At 30.4% G+C, this 25,176-nt stretch carries 20 protein-coding genes; 3 read left to right on the plus strand and 17 right to left on the minus strand.

Annotation, left to right across the window (positions count from 1 at the left end; translation table 11 throughout):
* Positions 1 to 47 precede the first annotated feature (47 nt).
* Genes Q1A15_RS00575 through Q1A15_RS00590 form a run of 4 tightly spaced genes read right to left on the minus strand, consistent with a single transcriptional unit; the run spans position 48 to position 4,419 of the window.
* Positions 48 to 563 carry a gamma carbonic anhydrase family protein gene (locus Q1A15_RS00575; RefSeq protein ID WP_299617297.1) on the minus strand — a complete coding sequence of 172 codons (516 nt, stop codon included), beginning with the start codon at positions 561 to 563 and terminating at the stop codon, positions 48 to 50.
* Between the two features lie 34 nt (positions 564 to 597).
* Positions 598 to 1,461: an SH3 domain-containing protein gene (locus Q1A15_RS00580; RefSeq protein WP_299617299.1), complete on the minus strand. Its 864-nt coding sequence runs from the start codon at positions 1,459 to 1,461 to the stop codon at positions 598 to 600.
* Between the two features lie 6 nt (positions 1,462 to 1,467).
* Positions 1,468 to 2,196, minus strand: a complete 729-nt coding sequence (locus Q1A15_RS00585) for a LytTR family DNA-binding domain-containing protein (protein ID WP_299617301.1) — start codon at positions 2,194 to 2,196, stop codon at positions 1,468 to 1,470.
* Positions 2,197 to 2,199: 3 nt separating this feature from the next.
* The gene (locus Q1A15_RS00590; RefSeq protein ID WP_299617303.1) at positions 2,200 to 4,419 is read right to left on the minus strand and encodes a histidine kinase; all 2,220 of its coding nucleotides are present in this window, start codon (positions 4,417 to 4,419) and stop codon (positions 2,200 to 2,202) included.
* A gap of 258 nt (positions 4,420 to 4,677) precedes the next feature.
* Here Q1A15_RS00590 and Q1A15_RS00595 point away from each other — a divergent pair, with 258 nt between their 5' ends.
* Entirely contained in the window at positions 4,678 to 5,373 is a 696-nt protein-coding gene (locus Q1A15_RS00595) for an SIMPL domain-containing protein (RefSeq protein WP_299617305.1), read from the plus strand.
* 47 nt (positions 5,374 to 5,420) lie between these two features.
* Here Q1A15_RS00595 and Q1A15_RS00600 read toward each other — a convergent pair whose 3' ends face one another.
* The 4 genes from Q1A15_RS00600 to Q1A15_RS00615 are packed head-to-tail and all read right to left on the minus strand — an operon-like array spanning position 5,421 to position 10,157.
* The gene (locus Q1A15_RS00600; RefSeq protein ID WP_299617307.1) at positions 5,421 to 6,263 is read right to left on the minus strand and encodes a glucosaminidase domain-containing protein; all 843 of its coding nucleotides are present in this window, start codon (positions 6,261 to 6,263) and stop codon (positions 5,421 to 5,423) included.
* Complete coding sequence (locus Q1A15_RS00605; protein ID WP_299617309.1) at positions 6,264 to 7,199, minus strand: pyridoxal-phosphate dependent enzyme; 936 nt, start codon at positions 7,197 to 7,199, stop codon at positions 6,264 to 6,266.
* A gap of 2 nt (positions 7,200 to 7,201) precedes the next feature.
* The gene (locus Q1A15_RS00610; RefSeq protein ID WP_299617311.1) at positions 7,202 to 8,224 is read right to left on the minus strand and encodes a tetratricopeptide repeat protein; all 1,023 of its coding nucleotides are present in this window, start codon (positions 8,222 to 8,224) and stop codon (positions 7,202 to 7,204) included.
* A gap of 16 nt (positions 8,225 to 8,240) precedes the next feature.
* Positions 8,241 to 10,157 (minus strand): ABC-F family ATP-binding cassette domain-containing protein, encoded by a 1,917-nt coding sequence (locus tag Q1A15_RS00615; RefSeq protein ID WP_299617313.1) that lies wholly within the window; start codon positions 10,155 to 10,157, stop codon positions 8,241 to 8,243.
* 130 nt (positions 10,158 to 10,287) lie between these two features.
* Here Q1A15_RS00615 and Q1A15_RS00620 point away from each other — a divergent pair, with 130 nt between their 5' ends.
* The gene (locus Q1A15_RS00620) at positions 10,288 to 10,689 is read left to right on the plus strand and encodes a DUF983 domain-containing protein (protein ID WP_299617315.1); all 402 of its coding nucleotides are present in this window, start codon (positions 10,288 to 10,290) and stop codon (positions 10,687 to 10,689) included.
* On the opposite strand, the gene Q1A15_RS00625 is transcribed toward Q1A15_RS00620, so the two are convergent.
* The gene (locus tag Q1A15_RS00625; RefSeq protein WP_299617317.1) at positions 10,682 to 11,722 is read right to left on the minus strand and encodes an FAD-binding oxidoreductase; all 1,041 of its coding nucleotides are present in this window, start codon (positions 11,720 to 11,722) and stop codon (positions 10,682 to 10,684) included. The genes Q1A15_RS00620 and Q1A15_RS00625 overlap by 8 nt on opposite strands.
* Positions 11,723 to 11,812: 90 nt before the next feature.
* Here Q1A15_RS00625 and Q1A15_RS00630 point away from each other — a divergent pair, with 90 nt between their 5' ends.
* Entirely contained in the window at positions 11,813 to 13,840 is a 2,028-nt protein-coding gene (locus Q1A15_RS00630) for a hypothetical protein (protein WP_299617319.1), read from the plus strand.
* Here Q1A15_RS00630 and Q1A15_RS00635 read toward each other — a convergent pair whose 3' ends face one another.
* The 8 genes from Q1A15_RS00635 to topA form a co-directional block, all read right to left on the minus strand.
* Positions 13,841 to 16,330 carry an Hsp70 family protein gene (locus tag Q1A15_RS00635; protein ID WP_299617321.1) on the minus strand — a complete coding sequence of 830 codons (2,490 nt, stop codon included), beginning with the start codon at positions 16,328 to 16,330 and terminating at the stop codon, positions 13,841 to 13,843. It abuts the gene before it with no gap.
* A 7-nt stretch (positions 16,331 to 16,337) separates the two neighbouring features.
* Positions 16,338 to 16,631, minus strand: coding sequence for a hypothetical protein (locus Q1A15_RS00640; RefSeq protein WP_299617323.1), 294 nt, complete (start codon positions 16,629 to 16,631; stop codon positions 16,338 to 16,340).
* A 100-nt stretch (positions 16,632 to 16,731) separates the two neighbouring features.
* On the minus strand, positions 16,732 to 17,607 hold the full coding sequence (gene gldN, locus Q1A15_RS00645; protein ID WP_299617325.1) for a gliding motility protein GldN: 876 nt from the start codon (positions 17,605 to 17,607) through the stop codon (positions 16,732 to 16,734).
* A 19-nt stretch (positions 17,608 to 17,626) separates the two neighbouring features.
* Positions 17,627 to 19,159, minus strand: coding sequence for a gliding motility protein GldM (gene gldM / locus Q1A15_RS00650; RefSeq protein WP_299617327.1), 1,533 nt, complete (start codon positions 19,157 to 19,159; stop codon positions 17,627 to 17,629).
* Positions 19,160 to 19,193: 34 nt separating this feature from the next.
* Entirely contained in the window at positions 19,194 to 19,850 is a 657-nt protein-coding gene (gene gldL, locus Q1A15_RS00655) for a gliding motility protein GldL (protein ID WP_299617329.1), read from the minus strand.
* Between the two features lie 48 nt (positions 19,851 to 19,898).
* Positions 19,899 to 21,272 (minus strand): gliding motility lipoprotein GldK, encoded by a 1,374-nt coding sequence (gldK, locus tag Q1A15_RS00660; protein ID WP_299617331.1) that lies wholly within the window; start codon positions 21,270 to 21,272, stop codon positions 19,899 to 19,901.
* A 79-nt stretch (positions 21,273 to 21,351) separates the two neighbouring features.
* Complete coding sequence (locus tag Q1A15_RS00665) at positions 21,352 to 22,515, minus strand: formimidoylglutamase (protein WP_299617333.1); 1,164 nt, start codon at positions 22,513 to 22,515, stop codon at positions 21,352 to 21,354.
* A 38-nt stretch (positions 22,516 to 22,553) separates the two neighbouring features.
* Positions 22,554 to 25,037 (minus strand): type I DNA topoisomerase, encoded by a 2,484-nt coding sequence (gene topA, locus Q1A15_RS00670; protein WP_299617335.1) that lies wholly within the window; start codon positions 25,035 to 25,037, stop codon positions 22,554 to 22,556.
* Positions 25,038 to 25,176: the final 139 nt, after the last annotated feature.

Raw genomic sequence — 25,176 nt, forward strand, 5'->3', positions numbered from 1 at the left:
CTAAGATAATAAAAGTATTGGGTTATTTTACAAAGATGAAATGTCGTTTATTCTTTAAACCAACTTGCGTACTTAACATAGTTATTTGCAATTCTGTCAACCTCACCAGATGTTAATTCAGGAGAAATATCTTTAACTTTTTTTGCTGGTACTCCTGCATAAATACTTCCACTTTTAACATGAGTATTTTTTGTTACTACTGCTCCAGCTGCAATAATTGTATTGCTTTCAATAATACAATCGTCCATGATAATACTTCCCATTCCTACTAAAACATTATCATGAATTGTACAACCGTGTACAATGGCATTATGACCAATAGAAACATTATTTCCAATAGTCGTAGGAGATTTTTGGTACGTAGCATGAATTACCGCTCCATCTTGAACATTTACTTTATTTCCCATTTTTATAAAGTGTACATCTCCACGAATTACAGCATTAAACCAAACGCTACATTCTGTTCCCATAGTAACTTCTCCTACAATAGTTGCATTTTCTGCAACGAAACAATCTTCTGGAATTTGAGGCTCTTTTCCTCTTACAGGTTTTATTATTGGCATTTAACTTCTTTTATACTTATAAACTATCAAAAAATTAACATCCCACTGGAATGATAAATTCTATAATTTTTTCTGTGACTTTATTATTCTCATCTGTTAATACAAATTTCAGAAAAACTTTACTACTTGTTACTCCGATAGGATATTTATTTACATCATCTACATTCTTCATTAATTTTGACCATCTTTCTCCGCAATGTTTAGCAACAGCTTTTTTAAGGTCATTTATCTTAATTGGTATAAATTTTTCAGCATCTTCTTGAGAATAACTCAAGATTTTGTATGAATTCTTTTGTTTTAAATACGATAATTTCTCCCATTTTGAATAATAATGTTTCCAATTTAAAAGATCACAATGTGGTCCTTCATCCATAATTGTAACACTATTTTCATATCGCTGAAAAACTTTCACTCGTTTATATTTATTATGATATACTTTTAAATATTTTCCTTCAGGACTGCCACTTAAATCTACTTCAATTCTTCCAACACCATCTTTAACTGTAATTTCTTTAGAGAAGTTATAATTAATTTCGATATGATCTATCTCAATAATAAGATCTTCAAACTTAATTTCTATTCTTTTATTTATTTTTTTTTCAGTTAAAAATCCACTAAACACAAAACCTTCTTCTTTCTTTCCTTCAATATTCGCAGAAACTTTTAACCACTTACCTTTAATTTCTTTGCCATTATCTAAAAATGAATAATTAATTCCAGTTTTTCTATCTACTGTTACTTTTTGTCCATATTTAAACTTGCTTAATCTTTCAGAAGAAACACTAGGTTTTTCTCTTACAATCAAACCATTATCAGCTGAAACATATAAGAATTCTTGACAAAATAACCAGTTGGAAATTATTGAAAAGAATAAAATTAAACCAAATTTAATCTTCATTATAAACTATTTAAAATAAGCTAATAAATTTCCTTTTTTTGATGCGGAAACTAATACTTCTTTTCCATTGATTAATTCAACACTACCTCCTTTACCTTTTTTATATTTCGTGATATGGTTAATATTCACCAAATACGATTTATGAATTCTTGCAAAAGGATATTCTCTCAATACTTCTTCGAAATGTTTTAATGTTTTACTCACAACCTTCTTTGAGTTCTCGAAATGAATTTCTGTATAATTATCGTCTGCTTTACAGAAAATAATTTCCTCTACATTAACAACTTCAAAACCGTCTTGAAGCGGAATAGTTATCTTTCCTTTTACTGTACTATGAGGTGTTAATACTTTATTCTGTAGTTGTTCTTCTTTCTCTTTTATCTCTAAAACTAAATTCACTGATTTGATAAGTTCATCAATAGAAATTGGTTTTAGTAAATAGTAAGTTGCTTGATTATTTAGTGCTTCTATAGCATAATGATCGTATGCAGTTACAAAAATCGTTTCAAATGTTTTGTTTTCTACCTTTTCCAATAAATCGAAACCGTTTCCGAAAGGCATTTCTACATCTAGAAAAACTAAATCTAATTCATGTTTTTGAATTAATTCGTAAGCTTCTTCAATATTACTTGCTTCTCCCATTAATTCTATACTCGGACAATATTTACCTACGTAATTCTTTAGTATTTCTCTACTGATTTGCTCGTCTTCAACAATAATAGTTTTCAGTTTCATTATTTATTTTTTTAAGGTTAGTTCGACTTTGGTTCCGCTGCCATCTTCAAAAAGATCAGAAATTGTAACACTTACTTTATCTTGATACATATCGTTTAAAATAGCAATTCTATTTTTGATAGTACTCATTCCTTTAGATTTTTGTTTCAATTGATTTTTTGTTTTCATCTCTAAAGATTTCTTTCTTCCAATTCCGTTATCTTCAATAACTATAGTAATTGAATCTTTATCTCTTTTCTGAACAGCTATACTCAATTCTCCTTTATCTTTTCGATAACGTAATCCGTGCCATATTGCGTTTTCAATATAAGGCTGAAGTAACATTGGAGGGATTTGAAATTCTTCTAAATTGATAGATTTATCAACATCTATAGTATAATCAAATTTATCTCTGAAACGATTGTGTTCTAATTTCACATACAATTCTAACAATTCTATTTCTTTTTGAAATGGAATAAAATCTTCATCTGAATTTTCTAACACAGAACGCATTAAAGCAGAAAATTCTGAAAGATATCTATTTGCATTGCGTTCATCATTGACTGCAATAAAACTGTTTACTGAATTTAATGCGTTAAAAATAAAATGCGGATTCATTTGTGAACGCATCGATTTTAATGCCAATAAATTGTTTGCTAATTGTTGTTTTTGATTTGCTCTGTGCTTATAAAAAGTAAGTAAACTCATTAATATTAAACCTCCTACAAGTGAGTAAATTACGATTAATTGTGTTTTACTTTTTGCATTCATTAATTCACTATCCTTAATCGCTAAACTCACTTTACTATCTGTAAGTTCGTTGTTTCTTTCTAACACTGTAATACGACTTTGATAATCTGAAATTTTCTTTGTCAATCGCTTTGCTTGATAGATTTCTTGTTCTTTTCTGATGTATAATGAATCTACAATATCAACATAATTCCTATACGTCTGAATTGCTTTTACGTGTTGACCAACAGTCGCATACACTTCAGATAATTTTCTAGTAGCATGTTTTTGAACTTCTAAATCTTCTTTTTGTCCGGCTTCTTCAACACTCTTTTCTAAATATTCGATAGCTTCAGCATAATTTGCTTTTTGTACGTAAGCATTTCCGATCTTATAATTTAGTTTTTGAGATGTTAAAGAATCTTTTACTTCTTCATTTTCTTCAGCTATGAATCTAGAAATTGGATTATCATCTCCATTAATGCTGTCAGTTTTAAGTTTATTTAAATAATCTATTTTATTTGCTGGATCATCAACACTTTTTAAAAGCTCTTTTCTCAGTTTTATCTCATTATCATATTGCCTTGTTTCGTTGTAAAAATCAGCTACTTCTTGCTGTACTTTTAAAGCTGGTTTTTTCGGTAATTCAGAAGCTTCTTTTAGTGTTATACTAATTGTTGTATTCGCTGTACTTAAATCACCCTCTCTAGCATATATATTTGCCAGTTTTGTATTGATATCTAATGTTACATCACTAATAGCTTTATCTTTAGCTAACTTTAATCCTCTTTCGTAATATTCTTTAGCTTCTTTGTCTTTACTCTCTTGAGAAAGCGCATCACCTAAACCTTCAAATACTTGGACTTTTTCATAGTTACTCAACTTATCTTTCATTAATAACTTATAAGTATTTTCACTGTCTTCATATTTCTTGGCTAGAAATTGAGTTTTTGCCAACTGTAATCTAGTTTCTGTCTTTTCATTAATCTGTAATGAAATCTTATAATTACTTATCGCAATATCATATTGTTTCCAATGAAAGTAAATGTCTCCTAAAACCTTGTAAGTATTAGCGTTTCTCTTTTTAGATTCATTTGCTTCTAAAGCTTCTTCAATAAAATGGATACTTTTATCTAGATTTTTTTCCTTGTAAAACAAGGCAGAATCCATGATTTGTGTGTAGTTTGGAGATATTATCTTTTGTTGTTTCCCTCTTAATTTATTTATGCTTTTTTTAAAATAACTCGGATTGTCTGTTATCTGAATTAAGATATCATCTTTAACTCTTATGACTTCTCTTACTGTTTCAAAGTCAGGATGTCGAACAATTAATTCATCATCAATTCTTGCTTTTACTCTGTAATACCCATTTGCATCACATTTTGATGTAGTAAAAGAGTTTATACTTATTTCAGCATTTCTTATATAAACGTTATTCTCTGTATCAAAAATTCGAACTTTTAACTCAAAACCTCCACCTTTGTTTAAAATTGAATTTTGCGAATTGATTTTCAAAAAACTAAGTAAAAAAAGAAAAAATGCTATGTAATATTTTAATTTCACCTTCAATTTCTTAATAAATAATATGTAAACTTATCACCAAAAAACCAATAAAAAAAATGCGGTTCTTTAGATTTTATCCTTAAAACCATTGAAAAAGTAAGCTTTACTCAGCTTAAAAAACCATTCACTAACCAAAAACTACATTTTACTCATATCCGTTTTTTTTAGAAAAAGGTTGCTTCTAATTTTGACTTCAGAATAAAACGAGTTATGAAAAGAATAGCAATAATAATCTTCACATTAATTTCCTTTGTGAGTTTTTCACAAAACAATACGAATGAAAAACCATATATTGAAGTAACTGGAACCGCTGAAAAGGAAGTAATTCCTAACGAAATATACCTAGATGTTCCTGTTGAAGAACGCATTGAAAAAGGGAAGAAAATTACCATTCAAGAAATTGAAACAGAATTAAAAAAAGAACTGCAATCTTGTGGTGTTTCTGAGCAAAGTTTATCAATCTCAAATTTAAATTCGAAACTTGTAAAAACTGGATGGTGGAATAAAGAGATTCTCGCTACTGCAGATTATGAGTTGAAAATTAACGATGCTGGGATTCTTAAAGATGTTTTTGAAATCTTTGATCGCTTAAAAATTAAAAATGCTAGGATAACAAAAGCATCACATAATAAAATTGAAGAAATACGAAAAGAAGTTCGCATTTCTGCTATAAAAGCTGCTAAAGACAAAGCTAATTATTTCCTAAATGCCATTGGAGAACAAACTGGTAAATCTTTAATTGTGAGAGATGTCGGTAATCAACAAATTAATAATTTCTCTTTTGCTAATGTTGCCTACAAGCAAAACAAGTTGATGTCTAGAGATGTAAAATTAAAACAAGGAAATATTCAATTTCAAAATATAACGGTTTCATCAAGCATATATGTGAAATTTGAAATCAAATAAATGAGGAGAAAAAGTGATAAAAAAAGAGCAACAAAATTGTTGCTCTTTTATCTTTTTAAAACTAATTGCTGACCAATACTTATTGTATTTCCTTTTAATCCGTTCAATTGTTTTAAATCTTTAACCGAAGTTTTAAATTTTCTAGCTATAGAATATAGCGTATCTCCTTTAATTACCTTGTAATAAAACCTAGTATTGGTATCGTCACTAGTTACTACAGTTGTATTCTCAGTTTCTTTAGAAGTTTCTTTTTTATACTTTTCTCTATCGTATTTTGTTAAATCGTATTTCTTAATTAATGCGATAAGTTTTTGGGGATATTTTTTATCTGTAGCATAACCTGCTCTTTTTAAACCATAAGCCCAACCTTTGTAATCAGTTGTTCGTAATTTAAATAGTTTTGAATATCTTTTTCTTGAAGTCAAAAATTTTGAATGATCTTCATAAGAACGTTCTGGGTGTACATATTTTCTGAAACATTCCGCAATTCTATCATCATCATGAGTAACACTTTTACCTTTCCATCCTCTGTGACATTTAATTCCAAAGTGATTATTAGAACGAATTGCTAAATTACTTCTTCCACTTCCTGATTCTAAAATTCCTTGAGCTAGTGTAATACTTGCTGGAATTTTATATTTATGCATTTCTCTTACGGCTATAGGCGCAAATTTTTCAACATAGTCTTGAGTCGTTTTTACGATACTAGCTGTTGTTCTTTTTTTCTTTTTTGTTGGAGTTACTTTTGGAATTTCTGTAGATCCGTCTACTTCATGATCATCTACAACAACTGGTTTTTGAGGTGTTCTGTTTATTACTTGTTTTTTTGAACCACAACTAGACAACAATACTATTGCTGTAACACTCCATAAAATAAATCTCAGCTTCATTTACACCTTTATTAAATCAATATTTTTCTTCAGTAACTTCTTATTAATTCCATCTATTCCTTGGATTCCTCCTGTATGAATGGCTAAGATTTTACTTCCTTTTTTAAACTTTCCTTTGTTAATCAAATCTACAATTCCAAAAAGCATTTTTCCTGTATAAATCGGATCAAGTAAAATTGATGTTTCAGATTTAAATCTATTTATAAAGTGAATTAAATCTTCATTAAACTTACCATAACCTCCGAAGTTATAATCTAAATTTAATGTCCAGTTTTCTTTTGTTGTAAACTTTCGTATTTCATCATACAAAAAGTTTCCTTTTAAAGCTGGAAAACCAATTACTTCTTGATTTGTATGTACCGAGTTTATTAATCCAGAAATTGTACCTCCTGTTCCAACAGCCGTACAAATATAGTCGAATTTTTGATCTTCATTTGACAATATTTCTTCACAACCTTTTATGGCTAAGGGATTTGTTCCTCCTTCGGGAATTAAATAAAAATCACCAAAAGTATCTCTTAAAGAATTGATAAAATTTGTTTCCGTTTTCTCTCTATACGCTGTTCTTGAAACAAACTTAAACTCCATTCCGTGTTCATGAGCTACTTTTAGTGTTTGATTGGTTTTTAAAACTTCTTCAAAATTTTCAGCTAATTCTTCACCTCTAACTACACCAATAGTTTTTAATCCGCTTAAATTGCCAGCAACTGCAGTTGCAACAATATGGTTAGAATAAGCTCCTCCAAAAGTTAACAAACTTTGATGTTTATAACGTTTCGCTTCTGAAATATTATGTTTTAGCTTTCTGAATTTATTACCTGAAACGAATTCATGAATTTTATCTTCTCTTTTTATCCACAGCTCTACATCACTTCCTGCAATCTCTTTAAGAAGAACTTGTTGATTTTCTGAAATGAACTCGTTATCAAATAGCATAATTATTTAAACTCTTTTTCTAACCAATCGATAAAAAGACGCATTTTGTCTTCATTATTTTCAATCCATATTTTAGATTTAATATCTAATTGACTAATGAATTTACAATAAGTTTCTATATGATCACTATTTCCTACTTTACTGAAAAAAGGCACATAAAAATTCCACCAAATACTTTTCTCATCTTTCTTATCTGAAAAATCTCCTAACAGCGTAAAAATTTGCTTTGTTTTTTCTACGAATACTTCACTTTCAGATTTTTCTTTACCGTCCTTTTCTTTTTCTTTTTTAGAAATTTCCATTACAGACATCATCATTTCTATACCAGTAAACTCAGAGTTTAAATCTGAAGGACTTAAATTTATAGTGATATTCTTTCCATCTTTATCTTTATTTACACTTGTGTTTAAGTTCTTTTTTAAGATGTTGTAAATTTCTTCTGCTCTTAATGATTCTGGCTCAACAAATAAAAAATAGTAACTAGCTAATAACGCTGGAACTCTCTCTTTTTTAGCGTCATTAATTTTTGCTAAATAAAAATGACTTGATCCATGAAGTGGATTGTCTAAAATTGCTTTTTTAAAGTGTTTTTCAGCATTATCATATTCATTAATTTTTAAATAATTAATCGCTAAATTAAAATGTAACAAATAGTTATCTCCTACTTTTTCTATTCCTTCTTCAAATACTTTTATTGATTTCTTAGTTTTACCCAACATATCTAAAGCATTTCCTTTGTTTATATACGCTGGTAATAAATGTTCTTTTCCTTTTTTCAAGATTTTATCACAATACTTCACTGTCTTTTTGAAATCTTTTAGACTGAAATACGAAAGTGAAATCTCATAATTAGCAAGCTCTGAGCCTGGTTTTAATTTTAGCGCTTTTTTGTAATAATCAATAGCTTCTTCGTAATTCCCTTTATCGTGATGAGATATTCCTATCTCTATCAACTTTGTGAAATTATCTTGTCCTTGAACAAGAATAGTAACCATTAATAAAAATGTAGTAATAATCTTTTTCATAGTTTATATAGTTTAGTTAAAAATTCGAAATTTTCTCTTCTACTTCTTCCCATTCTAGCATTAAATCATCAAGCTTTTTCTTCTTCCCTTTATATTCTTCAAAGAAATTTGGTCGTGAAGAAACTTCTTCATAATTCTGGGCTAATTCTAAATCTATGGCTTCAATTTCAGCTTCTAAATCAGAAATTAAATTTTCAACTTTAGACGATCTATTCTTTAATTTTCTTAGCTCTTTCTCTTCCTCTTTAGATAATTTATAAGCCTCTTTTTTACTTGTTGATTTTTCTTCTTTTACAACTGTTTTCTTTTCAGCTTCACGTAAGCTTTCCATTTTATGTTGCTCTAAGAAATAATCTATTCCTCCTAAATATTTTTTTATTTCCTTATCCTTAAAACCATAAACATTGGTTGCTAAACCTTGAAGGAAATCCCGATCGTGAGAAACTAAAATTAAGGTTCCTTTAAAATTTTGCAATGCTTTTTTAAGCACATTTTTAGACGCAATATCTAAGTGGTTTGTAGGCTCATCCATTATTAACACATTAAATGGCGTCATTAATAACCTACATAATGCTAATCGATTTCTTTCACCTCCAGATAATACTTTCGCCTTTTTATCTACAGCTTCTCCTCCAAACAAAAAGGCTCCTAACATATCTCTAACTTTTACTCTATTAGTATCGTTAGCAGCTTCTTCTACAATTTCTAAAACTGTTTTTTCAGGTGGTAAATACTCGGATTGATTCTGAGCAAAATATCCAACTTCTACATTATGACCTAACTTTAAATTTCCTTCAAAAGGAATTTCTCCAACAATCATTTTTGCTAAAGTTGATTTTCCTTGTCCGTTTTGACCAACAAAAGCAACTTTCGCATTTCTTTCTATCATTAAATTCACATCAGAAAGTACATGCTTATTCCCGTAACTTTTGCTTACATCTTCAGCTTCTACAACTATTTTCCCTGGTTCTTTGGAAATTTCAAAGCGAACATTCATTACTGCATTTTCATCTTGATCTACTTCTATTCGCTCAACCTTATCTAACTTTTTTATCAAAGATTGCGCCATAGATGCTTTGCTAGCCTTGGCTCTAAATTTTTCAATTAATTGCTCGGTTCTTTTTATTTCTTTTTCCTGATTCTTCTGAGCTTGTAATTGTTTTTCTTTAATATCTGCGCGTTGCTCTAGATATTTAGAATATGCTTTTTTGTAATCGTAGATTTGTCCTAATGAAATTTCGATAGTTCTATTCGTAACATTATCCAAGAACATTTTATCATGCGATACTGTTACTATAGCTCCGGCATAACTCTTTAAAAAGTCTTCTAACCAAATGATTGACTCAATATCTAAGTGGTTGGTAGGCTCATCTAACAATAAAACATCGTTATTCTGTAATAATAACTTTGCTAGCTCAATACGCATTCTCCAACCTCCAGAAAATGTATCTGTGAGTTTATCAAAATCTTCTCTTTGGAAACCTAAACCCTGAAGAATTTTTTCTGTATCTCCTTGGTAATTATAACCACCAATAAGTTCGTAACGCTCAGTAAGTTCATTTAAATCAACAATCAATTGATTATAACTTTCGCTTTCGTAATCTGTACGTTCTGCTAATTGCTTATTGATCCCTTCTAGTTTTCCTTCAATTTCTTTGATTTCTTCAAAAGCTTGATATGCTTCTTCAAGAATAGTTCTTCCTTGAACAAAATCAATATCCTGGCGCAAGAAACCTATACTAATATCTTTATCGAAAGCTAAAGTACCGCCACTACTTTCAATGTCTTTTGCAAGTACTTTTAATAATGTTGATTTTCCTGCTCCATTTTTACCAATGAGTCCTACTCGATCTCCTTTTATCAATTTAAAAGTAATACCTGAGAACAAGTCTGTTCCCATAAAAGAAACGGTTAAATTATGTACGTTTAGCATTTAATATTAGTAATTATAATTTCTTAATAGGTATATTTTATATGGATAACTATTAAGTCCTATTTATTTTTCGGAAATTTGTACAAACTTACAAAACTGTATTCGTACAGCATCCCAAAAATACCACAATATGCTAGGCAAAGGATCTAAATTAAATAGCATTTTAAATAATAAATGCCCTAGATGTCAAAAAGGTGATTTTTTTAAGCATAAAGCTTCATTTAACATTAATAAAGTGACTACAATTCACGATAATTGTTCGCATTGTAATTTAAAATACATGATGGAGCCTTCTTTCTTTTTTGGAGCTATGTATGTAAATTATGCTTTAGCTGTTGCACTTTTTGTAGTTATTTTTATTATTTCGAAAGTGTTTTTGCAACAAACTATTATAACAAGTTTTGTTGCGGTTGTTGTAGTTTCATTATTATTAACTCCCTTTACAATTCGTTTATCTCGAATTATTTGGATTAATTTATTCGTGCATTACGATAAAAAATATGCTGATAAAAAGGTGGAAGAAATTAATTAAACCTTTTGATATCAACATCACTGTCTAAAGTTTCTCCTTTTTCTAAATGATTAAAAAGATTTTTGGCAACTGTTGGAGCAATCATTACTCCTCGAGTTCCTAAACCGTTTAAAACAGCCAAGTTTGAATGTTTTTCATGAACTCCAACTAAAGGTCTACGATCTTTTACAGTAGGGCGAATTCCTGCGGTTTGATTAATAATTCTATACGGAACTGTAATTGTTTTAGAAAGTTTATCAACCAACTCTTGTTTACCTTCTTCTGTAGGATCTAAAGTTTTATCGGTCCAGTTAAATGTGGCTCCAACTTTATAAATATCTTCTCCTAATGGTAATACAAACACAGATGATTTCAACAAGAAATCTATATTCAATTCTGGAGCGTGAATAGTTATAATTTCTCCTTTAGTTCCATTTAAAGGTAAATGATTAAAAAATGGATTCTTTTTTAAACCAAAACCTTCACAAAAAACAACTTTAGAACTTTCTATCGTTTTATACTGAACTTTATTTTCTGTCTCAGTTAATGCATCATATTCAAAAGATTCAGTATATAACTTACCTTCTGATTTAAGATAAGCTCTGTATTTTTCAATTAAATCTTTCGTTGCTATTCTACCGGTTCCTAATAACTCGCCAAAACCAAAATCTCCAATTACTCCATCAATTTTTCCTCTAGAAATTTCAGGTTTCATATAGATAGAAAGCATTGGTTTATCTGAAGCTATAAACCAATTATTTTCATCTCCTACAGAATTAAAAACCTTTTTAGTAGCGAATTTAGTATCAAATTCTTCTCCTAATTTCTCTGAAATCCTTTGATAAAAAGGCATTGCCAATTCTAACTGTTGATGTCCGTTCCAAACAGGAGTAAATCGTTTTAAAATTACAGGATTGTATGTACCGCTCGCTACACTCGATGAATTTTGCGAATTATTTTCGAATACAACAAAAGTTTTATTGTGTTCTATTAACTCTTCACAAAAAGCTAAACCCGCTAAACCTAAACCAACAACTATATAATCGACTTTCATATTTCAAAAGTATAAAGATTGATTTTTACTTGAGTATAAAAATTAAAATTCTTTATTTTGAGAGTAAATAAAAAAAGTTGCCCGTGTTCTATGTATATTTCCCCAGTTGACATATTAGATATTTCTCCAGAAGATCTTGAAAATATAGATCAGAAGACTATTATTCGTTTGGAGAAGCGTTTGAAAATACAACGACTACAAAATCAAGATGAGTTTTATAATCTTGAGGAAATGCATATGCTTTTAGAACAATTAAAGGATCCAGAAAAGAGAAAAGTTATTCTGTTTATTGAAAAACATCCTAATTTTAAAGAGTTTATTCGTACGGGAAATGACAGCGGACCAAGTACCTTTTCTTTTGAAAATGAGTTTTTAGAAAACTTATATCAATACGCAGATTTTTTAGCTCCATATTTAGACACTTATTTTTTTCCTCTTTTAAAAGAAGATTATCAGAAGCGTAAATACGATACTATAATTCAAGCTTTAAAAAATGAAGCTGTTTTTACTAGTGATCTATTACTTCGCTGTTTTAAATATCTAGAGCAACAAACTATTATTCTAATAGAAACGATAAAAGTAACTAAGTCGCAAACACTATATTTTAGATGTCCACAAGTTACTTACGATACGCATGTTGAACTTTTAAATTTAATTCCGAATGGAATTTCTAGTGATTTAAAACTTGATTACGTAAATGCTCTTGTTGATTATTACAATAGAACAAAAATCAACAATAGTGAATACAACAAAATTAAAAAGGCTTATCGTTTATTTAAAAAGATAAAAACTGGAGATTCTTTTGTAGAAGATCAATTTATAGATTTAGCTTCGCTTGGTTATCAAGGAAACAATTATGATACTGACTCAGGTAGTAATCTTGTAGATGTTATTCGTGTTTTAGCTTTTATTGCTGCTGTAGTTCTTGCTATTGCAAGATTTGCCAATAGTAGTAGTTCTAATAGTTATAATACTTTCGATAGTAATTCTATTTACAGTATTGAGAACATAAATGAAAATGTTGCCAAAATCTATAAATCGAGTCAGCGAGAATTCATTTGGGATTTGTATCAAAAAGCTAAAGATTCTTCTTATAGAACTTCCAAGAAAATTGATTCTTTAGATCTTAAAACTGGAGACAGAGCTTTTGATAAAACATTTGATCATTACTACGATCTTACAAATAGATTCTCTTCAAAATATACAACTCAAATTACAGACTCAGTTACAATTAAAAATACGAGTGATAAGTCTTTAATCTTATTTACAAAGTATCAAAATCATACGTTAATGAAATCTGTTTTTATTAATAGTAAAGATTCTCTAAGAATTGCTTATGAAACTTATTGCCGTTTGATTTTTTACTTAGGAAAAGATTTTAAGAAGTTTAAAACAATCACTAATAACACCAAAAAGTATTTTACTGATGTTTCTTTAGAAGATACCGAAACCTTATTAAAAACACATGAAATTTATGGAAAAAGAGATAGTACTAGTCATGTTTTAATTACTAATGATAGTATAAAGTTTCAAAAACTGAGTGTAAAAATTATATCTAATTCAGATTATACTTACAAGAGAAAATACAATACAAGTACGTCTACTCCATATTTTAGTAAAGAAGTTTCTTATGATGATTATAAAAGATCTTCTAATTGGAATACTTCTAAAACAGATTTCTTTAAGAAATTAAACACTGAAGTTAATACGAGTACCATGAAAAAGATAACTGATGATTTTTCCACAGGTGATAATCTGTATCCAGAACATTTTAAAAATCATTCACACGTAGATATTAGTGGATATCCTGTGTTGATTAAAAATCAATCGAATAAACATTTAGTAGTTTTCAACCGTAATTTATCTTCTCGTAGAGATTTTACTTTTTACATTAAACCTCATGACGAGTTAAAGGTGTTTCTTTTTGATATTGGAGATTCTTTGTATTTCTATCGAGGTAAACATTTTTACAACTATCAAGATAAACCTGTTTTAAAACAAGATTTAAATGATGTTAGATTATTTAGTAAACCTGTTATTGTTAAAGCGATAAGAGAAGAAGATCCTTATATAAAAGTTAAAGAAATAATTACCGAAATATCTGGTTTACGTTACTAATTATTGTAATCCAGTTTTATTTTTATTATTCATTTCTTTCTTCGTTTCTTTCATCTCATCAGGCAATAAGTTATACAGATTGATAACAATGAACTTTAAAGCTTTATAATCTTTATTTTCCATTGCTTTGTCTCCTTCATCAAAAAGTTTTTTCGCCTTTTTACCATTTGTGAAAATTTCAGAATTAAATTTATAATTCATGAAAGTATATACATAATTTTCATCTTTAGCATTGAAAATTACGTTTTGTAAAGACTCTAGCTCTTTTATCTTTGACTTTAAAAGGTATTTATTTCCCGAATTAAGATACTTTCTCTCATCTTTAATGATATTCTCCAACCTTTCTTTAAACTGTGGTAATTCGTCTGTTTCTATATCATATTCGATATCTTTAACAATACGTCTGTAGTTACTTATTTCTTCGTCAAGAATTACATGTCTTGTTAATAAATCATACTGATTGATTAACTCACGCTTTTTATTATCAATACTAAACTTCTTATCCGTGGTATCGTTATCAGATAATAAAGTTAGTTCGATTTGTAATTCGATTAAATTGTCTCTAATCTTTTTAAACTTTGATAACAACTCATAATTATCTCCATGGTTCTGTAACTCTTTATCTAAGTTTTCAATAACCACATACAAATCTTTATCGATTTTCGATCGGCTTATGTAACGTTCAGTTGGAGTAAATGTATTTTTAAATTCCTGATCTGTTAACGACAAGAAAACATTCACATGAATATCTCTAGATTCAGACATTTTGATTTCTATTTCAATGTCTGTTCCTTTAATCAAATCTTCAGTTAAATCTTTACCAGAAATTTCTATAAAACCTATGGTTAAACCAGAACTTGGCAAACCATTATCGTCACCTTCTACAATATTGATTTGTAATAAATCATCGCTTCCTTTCACTATTGTTTTAGAAGCAGTTTTATAAATTACTTTTTTAAGTGGTAAAATACTGTTCTTAGTAAAAATAGCTTCTAATCTAGTTTCACCGTATTCTATATCGTCTATTTCTAAACAAATTGCTTGAGGAAGTAATTGTCCTTTCACATTATATTTTCCTTGTGAAATTTTGATATCTCGTGAACTATATAATTCTGATTGATTTTTATCGAAAATCTTAAGCTCAAAACTATTAACAGTTCCTTCTAATAAATCGACATAAGCAAAAACATCTTTATCGAATGCAATCATTCCTGTATCAAAACCACCGTCTAATCTTGTAATACGATAATAACCAGAAACCTTATTCGTATTTTTTACATTGATTAATTCCTCTTCATCATTCGAACTCTTTTCATAGAAAACTTGAAAATTGTTTCCAGTGTTTTCTTTCTGATCTGTTTCAGCAATTATCGTTTCTGATTTCTTTATCGTTTTAGGTTTAGACCCTGCATAAAAAGCAGCTCCTATTCCTACTGCTGCGGTTGGATCTACACTCGTATCAACTATAATTTCTGTTTGTGCTTTTACGTTCTCTCGAACATAAGGTATTAATGTTGTTCCACCAACCATAACAATTCGTTCAATATCTGAACTATTCAAATTATTATTGGTAAGTACTTGTTTTGAAAAAGATATGGTACGTTCTACCAAAGGTGCTATCAAATTATTGAATTGATTTCTCGTTATTTCAACAGTTTCATAAATATCTTCTTCAGGATAATCAATTTCAATTTCTACATTTTCAAAAATCGTTAATTCCTTTTTCGCTTCTTCTGCTTTAAACAAAAGTTCGTAATATAATTTCTGATACTTATTATCGGTTTCTTTAAATTGTTGCCATAAGTTCTTCTCGTTCAATTCTTGTTCTAAAAACGGAACTAAGATTTTTTCTACAATTAAATTATCTATGTCTAAACCTCCTAAGAAATTATCTCCCTCATTATCCAAAACATTAATTTCTCTGTCGTCAATCTCGATCAAAGCAACATCGAAAGTTCCACCACCAAAATCATAAATCAACCATTTCTTTTTCTCTTGAATATCTAATTCTCCTTGATTTGCAAAAGCCAAACTAGCTGCAATTGGCTCTTGTAAAAGATATACTTTTTTAAAACCTGCATTTTCTCCTGCTATTTTAGTTGCATTAGATTGTATTGTATCAAATGAAGAAGGAATCGTAATTACAATTTCTTCTACTTGCTCACCTGAATGAATAAAGTTTTTTAATTCTTGTAGAACAAGTGAAGACAAACTAACAGGAGTTACATTATCGTTTAAGTTTGGAACAAAATAAGATTCTGAAGTTCCCATTTTACGCTTAAAGCACGTAAAAACATTCAACGCATCTCTTTCTAATAACTCTCTTGCTTTATCTCCAACTATAATTTTATTCTTTCGATAAGCAACAGCAGACGATAAAGTTTGTTTTAAACCTAGAGGATTTTTAAAAACTTCTAACTTTCCATTATCATATTTAGAAATTAAACTATTTGTAGTTCCTAAATCTATTCCAAAATTTACTGTTTCCATAACCTTATTATTCTGCTATTACAACTCCTTTTTGCACTAAAACCATTTGTCCATTTTCTGTACTATAAACTATAGGTTTTAAAACTTTCGTTATTTTCATTTTACTATGAAAATCATTCATTAAAGTTGCTTCTATATCTGTTCTCTCAAGAGAGTATTTTTCTCCTATTGGATTCTTTAACACATAGCCTAACGCTTCAATCTCATGATATAACCTACGGATATTTCTATCAAAAATATCTATATCTTTTTTTTCTGATTTCTGAGCGATATCGAAGATCTGATTTAGGATTTCTTTCATAATAAAATGTGTTAGTATTGCTAGCTTTTTTTTGTAATAATACGAAAAAAAGCGCCCTGATGATTCAGAGCGCTTTCTTTTTTATAAATCTTTTAAGGAATTAGTAGTTCCACATATCCATTTCGCGGTTACGTATTCCTTCTTTAATTCTATCTGCTTCTAACAATTGGAATAAAGAATTTCCACGGATGTAGTCACTAATTTGACGGTCACCATATAAGTTTTCTTCTTTAATTACAATTGAATTAAAACGACGTGCATTTAAAAGGTTATCATAAGATATAGGATGCGCAGAATTCTTTGGGTTGAATACTTTAGAAGCATGTAAAACCTCACGAGCATCAGGGAAGAATACCCAGAATAATTCATAGATTTCATCATCTTCTATGTCATCTACTCCCATTACCTGAACATCAGGTCCCATTGGAGCGATTGCTAGCATTCTATATTTTAATTCACCTTGTCGCTTATCAAAATACCAGATACCTTTAATTCTATATCCTTTAATATCTTGAGATTGTACATAATATGGATCAGAATAACCTCCATTTTCTTCACCACCATCAACTTCTCTTAAATTGAAAGTTTTTTCTTCAATTTCCTTCATTCCTATTTTTGATGTAAAATAAGAATCGTTGTACACCTCTTTAATTTTACCTTCTTTAATACCTTTCATTAAGGTATCGAACAACGAACGTCTATTATTAGAAGTACTAGCTGTATCAATTGGGTAATAGTAAGGTAAGTTGATTTTTTGGTTTAAGTCTATAAACTCCCACACTACTTTAGACCATAGTACATCTCTGTCACTTATGTAACCATAAGGTAGTGGTTTGTCATTATCAGAGTCAATTTGCTCCTGACTCTTTACTCCAATCTCCTCTACTGATTTAGCATTTAATAGATTGGCCTGTGCAAATGTTGCACTGGTTATAGACAATGCTATAATCACCAAATTAAAACGCTTCCAATTCATACTTTCTTTGTTTAAATTATTAATTTGAAACTTTGATGTTAACTCCACCAACTCTCTTTACTGGAACTCCTGATCCAGCAACAGTGGCTTTAATATCAAAAATAGCTATGATTTCACCTCTTCTAGCTTTAGCTATAGCTTGTTTAGCTCTTCCGCTCATTTTAGTACCTGTTACAGGAACAGCTGGCTGACCTGGAACTTTTACTTTAAAGCTGCTTACTTTAAGAGTTAAATCAAATAAGAAATCTGGTAAACCTGCACCAATAGTAGTTCTTCCGATACTTCCTTTTGGCATAGAAATAGTTCCATACTGACCTCTTACCATACCTAACGCTGGAGGTATGTCTTTTATTCTAAATTTCTTGTTAGAACTTACTTTTTTTCCATCTGGTAATGTTCCAGTAACACGAATTGTTACTTCATTTCCTTTACCAGGTCTCATTACGTAGCTATCTCCTTTAGATCTTTTTAATCCTGGAGCAGATGCTACAACTTTATTAGAAGGTACACCTGGCATAGAAATCGTCATTGGATTTACTAAACCACGATATACAGCATTCATTTTATCTGCAGAAATTACAGCTTCGTTTGGTCTTGGAATTACAGAATATCCTCCACTAATTGGAATTTCTACTAAAGAGTCATTTTCTTTGAATGTGAAAGTACCTTTAATATCTCTATCTCCAACAGCACCTGCAGGTCCGTCTAATATAACCTGACCGGCTTTAATCTTATCTTCTGGCCAATCTCTACCGTTAATTGTAACCTTTTCAGCAGTTAAATTTGGATCGTTTTTACCTAATACAATTTTACCTGATAATTTTTCACCTGGGTAATATGCATTCTTTTCAAAAACAACCATTGCTTCGTAATTCTTTAAAGAAACTGCACTTTCTAATTCACCTTGTAATAAAGTAGATAAGGCATCAGATTCAGTTGTTTTAATATCAGCCTGAATTTGAGTGAACTTAGTTAAAGAAGCTACTAAAGGAAAACCTTCATAGTGGTAGTTTAACCAGTTTAACTGCTTGTTATCTTTATTTCTTACAGGATCTGTACTAAAACGACTAGAAACAACATTTCCCATTTCAGAATCTCCTAAAACTTCTAAAGCTGCTTTTTTGAATTCATCCATTTTAGACACAAATTCCTTACCTTCAGGAGTAATTGTTCCACTTACGAAAAATAACTCATCTAAAAATTTAGATTTATCCATTGTTTCGTAATCTTTTTTATCCTTAAGATCTGCAGTCATTCTTGTCTTTAGATCTTCTAAATAATTGTAAAACGCATCAGCCTTAGACCTTAATACATCAGTCTTTTCTTTAGCTTCACCATATTGTTTTGCTTGCTCTGATGCTTTTAAAGCTAAACTTTCGTAAGCTCTACTATTTGACTCAGTTGCTCTTACGTTAGCATCTGATAATTTTTCGTTCATCAATCCAAAAGCTGATAATACCTCTTTACTCATGTTCATTGCTAACATCGCAATGAAAATAAGATACATAAGGTTAATCATCTTCTGTCTTGGAGATTGTTTTCCGCCTGCCATAATTTAAAATTAGTTTGTTTAGTTAATTATTAAATTATTTAGTGCTCATAGCAGTTAACATACCACCGTATACTCCGTTTAAAGAAGATAAGTTAGTAGCTAAAGATTGCATTTGCTCTTGTAAACGTTGGCTATTTTCAACCATTGCTGAATTTAATTCAGTTTGTCTAGAAGCATTCTCTACTTGAGTTTGGTATAAGCTATTTAAAGAAGCCATTTGTGAAGCTGCTTTAGATACTTGCTCGTTATAGTTATTTGTAGCAGAAATAGACTGAGAAGCAGCTGCTAAAGGCTCAACTGCACCTTGGAATCCTTTAATACTATCTCCTAATCTAGATACTAATTGTGCATCTAACTTAGCTTCTTGTAAAATGTTATCTAATTTTTGAGATAATAAAGATTGAGCTTCTTCTGGAGTAGCTTCTTTTTCTTTCTTTTTCTTACCAGTAGAACTTCCGTCTGCTAATTCAGGGTAAACTTTAGTCCAATCTAATTCATCTTCAACAGGTTCGAATGCAGATAATGCGAATACCACAGCCTCTACAATCATACCGATGGTAAGCATTAAACCTCCTGTTAAAGGACCAAGCTTAATGTGCTGAATCTTGAATAACGCTCCAAGAATCACAATTGCAGCTCCTAGACCATAAGCCATGTTGAATAATTTCTTAGTTGAGTTTGATTGTGCCATAATTCTGAAAATTTTTATTAATTAGGGATATTTATTATGTTTATTTATTTACTGTTTTTTAGTACCTAAGTAATCTTGTACTGTTCTAAAACCAATGTAACTTCTTGCTGTATCTGCATATTCCCAGTCACGAGAACCTACTTCTAAGAAATAAGCTACATCTTTCCAAGAACCACCACGTACAATTTTACGACGGTTTTCTCTGTTTTCTACGTTAGGATTCATTGTTGATCCCATATAGTAAGACATTTGATTGTATGCTGTGTTAGTCCACTCAGAAACATTTCCTGCCATATTATATAATCCAAAACCATTCGGGTTATATGAAATTGCTTCTACTGTGTATAGAGCACCATCTGCTGCATAATCTCCACGTACTGGTTTAAAGTTTGCTAAGAAACAACCTCTATCACTTGTTGTACTTGGTCCTCCCCATGGGTATTTAGCATAATCTAAACCTCCACGAGCAGCATATTCCCATTCAGCTTCTGTTGGTAACCTGAATGCTGGTACTAATCCTAAATTCTTTTTTGATCTTTGGTAAGAGTTTTTGTTTTTAGTTCTCCAGTGACAAAAAGCTCTTGCTTGTTTCCAACTAACACCAACTACTGGATAATCTTCGAATGCTTTGTGTGCAAAATATTCTTGGTGCATTGGATCGTTGTATGAATAGTTGAAATCTTTAATCCATACTGTAGTATCTGGATAAACATTTAATGTTTCATCCACTAAAAAGTCTTTTCTGTTTTTTCCTGTTCTTGCAGCTTCCTCGTTATCAAACCAGAAATATCTATAGTTTAATAATTTAGTATTAAAAGAACGTATACCATTTAAAGCTTCTTCTTTCTTTATATATAAAGAGTCCATTACTTCAACGTAATCGGTATCTGGATAATCTTCTTTATTCCAAACTAATTCTTCTTCCCAGTTTAATGGTTTGATTGAATCAATTCCTTCTCCTACTTCGTAGTAGTTTTCTCTCATATACTTTTGATATGGAGATTCATTGGTTGTATCTTTTGAAGCAAACGCATAAAGTTGAATTCCTTCAGCTCTTTTTGCATCTCCTGTTAAATCTTCGTCACCAATAGCAAACTCTGCTTGGTAAGCTAATTTAGTTCTTACTACAGAGTCTCTAACCCAGTGTACGAATTGTTTATATTCACTATTTGTGATTTCACTTTCATCCATATAAAATGGTTGAACCGTAACTGTTCTAGTTGGGGCATTCATTGCTCCTAACGGGTCTTCATCTTGCTTACCCATTGTAAACGAACCACCTTTAATAAAAACCATTCCATATGGCTTTTCCGCGAACCATTTCCTTTTAGATTTAACACCAGTCAGCTCTCCTCTATCGTTGTTAGATCCACAACTGTAAACAAGTGCTATTATCAGGGTAAACAGTGCTACTTTCTTCATATTTTTTCTATTAAAGAGTTTGTAACTTTTTTATAATTTTATTCAACATTTTCTACCAAGGAACGCAAATATAACTTTTTTATGTAAGTTTTTGCTGTGCTTTGTACCATCTTTCAGGAATTTTTTGTTCAATGGCCTTCAAATAATCTTGGTATGCACATGGTATTAACGCATGTCTTCGATATTTATTATCTGTAATTAGATTAATCTCCATCCACCAACGACCACTTTTGTCACTCTTATAGAAATTAATAGGATCATCATCTTCCAAAATTACACTGAACTTTTCATAATTCGTTTTGCAACAATACGGATAATCCTTTGCTCTATAATTTACGCCTTCGACGAAATACCAAATTGCTTGGGCGATTAGACTAGATGTTTGGTTGTATCTATCATATTTATCGTTATACTCATAGATACCGAAAGAAGAAACTTTGTCACTTATACCAGCATATCTTGCTATCGCACATAACTTATCTCCAAAAAAACCATTTGGATTTGCATTTGCATTTGCTGGTGCATCACTTTGTTTAATACTTCCTATATCTATACTCACAATATCTGCATCTCTTAAGATTGGCTCTACTAGTTCTATATTATTAACTACTTCACCTAATCTAAAGGCATCAAAATATAAATTTTGCAACAATCTAATTTCTTCTTGAGAATTATAGTACGTCTGATACCCAATATTACTAAAGTTGAATAAATTATTAGGTTCTTCCATAATAATTTTACTCAAATAAGATTGAGAATTCAGGTCGTCTTCTAATGTCCCAAGATTAAAATGACTATCAACTGATACTAAATTTATTGTTTGTTCCAATGTATCATACGCTCTATAATTTGCATATGTTACATCTTGCCCGCCTCCTATTATAACAACAGTTATATTTTGTTTTACTAATGTAGCAACTACGTTCGAGACAGCAAAATATGTATCTCTAACGGTGCTACCACGTTCTATATTGCCTAAATCAGCAATAGTGATATTCCATTCACCTGGAAATAAACTGTAAAAACCTTGTCTTATTTTCGATAAATCTTCTCCACACTCAAGGTTGTTTATTGACTCTCTCCCTTCTTTAACTCCTACAAGAGCCACACTGACATCTTCTAAGTCAGGAAAACCATCTTCTACAGAGTGGATCATTATCTTTCTCCCTAAGGATTCAGCTGGTAAATCAACTAGATTTGCAATTACTTTTTCACTGACAGGAGATAAAAAATCTGTATTCATTAATGTGGGGATTAGTGAATGCTGAGCAATATATAACTTTATTTCTTTTTAGATGTCTTTCTTGTAGTTTTTTTAGTTGTTTTTTTAGAATCAACTAGCTTAACTGCATCTTCTTTTGTGAATTTTTCTATTTCGGTTGTTTTAGGCAACTCTATCTTGGTTTTACCCTTGATAACATTGAACCTTCCCCATCTAGCTTTCTCCACTCGAATACCTACATCTTCCCAATTATGAATTAATTTCTCTCTTTCTTTCTTCTTCTTATCTTCAATTAATTCCTCCAAGTCTGATTGCGTTAAATTATCGAAATCATACTTTTTATTTACATTGATAAAAATTGAATTCCATTTGATAAATGGTCCAAATCTACCAACACCTTTTTGAATAGGAAAACCTTCGTATTCACCAATTGGTGCATCAGCTTTTCGTTTTGCTTCTATTAGTTCGATTGCTCTATCCATATCTACTGACATTGGATTCTCATCTTTATCTAAAGAAACATACTTACCATCAAACTTAATATATGGACCAAACCTTCCATTAGCTACTACAACTTCTTTCTCTTCATAATCACCAAGCGTTTTTGGCAACTTGAATAAATCCATTGCTTCTTCATAAGTAATAGAGCTCATCGTTTGATCACCTTGCAAACTTGCAAACTTAGGTTTTTCTTCATCTGTAGCTTCACCTATTTGTACCATTGCTCCAAAACGTCCTAATCTTACATATACGTTTTTACCAGAATCTGGATCTATACCTAATAATCTTTGACCACTTGCTCTTTCTGCATTTTCTGCTACATCTTTAACTGTTGGATGAAAATCTTTATAGAAATCTTTAATTACCGAAGTCCAATCTTCTTTACCTCCAGCGATATTATCAAAATCACTTTCTACTTTAGCTGTAAATCCGTAATCTAAAATACTTGAGAAGTTCTCAACTAAGAAATCATTTACAATGTTACCTATATCTGTAGGCATCATTTTTCCTTTATCTGCTCCTACCTTCTCAGTTAATGTTTGTTCTTTTACTTCATCAGATTTTAATACCAACTGTATATATTGTCTTTCAACTCCTTCCGCAGTTCCTTTTTCCACATATCCTCTACGCTGCACTGTAGATATTGTTGGCGCATAAGTAGATGGTCTACCAATACCTAACTCTTCAAGATGTTTTACTAAAGATGCTTCAGTATATCTAGCTGGCGGACGCGTGTATCGCTGCGTTGTTGAGATATATTCATTATTTAATTCTTCACCAACTTTCATTTTAGGTAACATTCCTGCTTGCTCTTCTTCCTCATTATCTGTTCCTTCTAAGTATACTTTTAAGAAACCTTCAAAAGTTATTACCTCTCCGTTAGCTGAGAATTCTTTATCATTCTTATTATTAGAAATCTTTACATTCGTTCTTTCTAACTGCGCATCGCTCATCTGAGAAGCAATAGTTCTTTTCCAAATTAAACTATACAACCTATCCTGATCGTAATCAACAGAAACAGTATGCGTTGCCATATTTGTTGGACGAATTGCCTCGTGAGCTTCTTGTGCTCCTTTAGATTTTGTAGAAAAACTTCTAGGCTTACTGTATTCAGCACCGTAAGATGATTCTATTTCTGCCGCTGCTGCGTTAACTGCTTCAGAAGATAAATTCACACTATCAGTTCTCATATAAGTAATCAAACCGGCTTCATATAAACGTTGCGCCATCAACATTGTTTTTGCTACCGGAAATCCTAATTTCCTAGAAGCCTCCTGTTGCAATGTAGATGTTGTAAATGGAGCTGCTGGTGATTTCTTTGCTGGTTTAGTTTGTAAATTCGATACAGAAAAACTTGCAGCAATACATGAATTTAAAAATGCTTCAGCTTCTTCTTTAGTTGAAAAATTCTTTGGCAATTTTGCCTTAAACTTTTTTCCATCTTCATTAGTAAATTCTGCATCTACTCTGTATGAAGCAACTGGCTCAAAACTCTCAATATCTCTTTCGCGTTCTACTATTAAACGTACAGCTACAGATTGAACTCTACCTGCAGATAAACCTGCTTTTACTTTTCTCCATAATACTGGAGATAATTCATAACCTACTATTCTATCTAACACTCTCCTTGCTTGTTGAGCGTCAACTAAATCGTAATTTATGGTTCTTGGGTTTTCTATAGCTTTTAAAATCGCATTCTTAGTAATTGAGTTAAATACAATACGTTTTGTATTATCTTTATTCAACTTTAATTGTTCTGCTAAATGCCATGCAATTGCTTCTCCTTCGCGATCTTCATCGGATGCTAACCAAACCACTTCTGCTTTCTTAGCTAAATCTTTTAGTTTTTTAACTACCGTCTTTTTATCTGAAGAGACAATATACTTTGGTTTAAAATCTCCATCTACATTTACTCCTAATTCTTTAGAAGGTAAATCCGCAATATGACCGTAACTAGATTCTACTTGAAAATCTTTTCCAAGAAACTTCTCTATAGTTTTCGCCTTAGCAGGAGACTCCACAATTACTAAATTCTTTGCCATGTATCTTTTCTTATCGATTTTTTTACACCATTATATATATGGTGTATTTAAGTTGCAAAAGTATACAGTTTTTTTTTATTAAGTATCGTTTTGCAAGAATTAACGCTAATTTAAAACTACAATAGCATTATTATTTAAT

Origin of the sequence: uncultured Tenacibaculum sp., from assembly GCF_947495995.1 — a bacterium.
Lineage (GTDB): Bacteria > Bacteroidota > Bacteroidia > Flavobacteriales > Flavobacteriaceae > Polaribacter.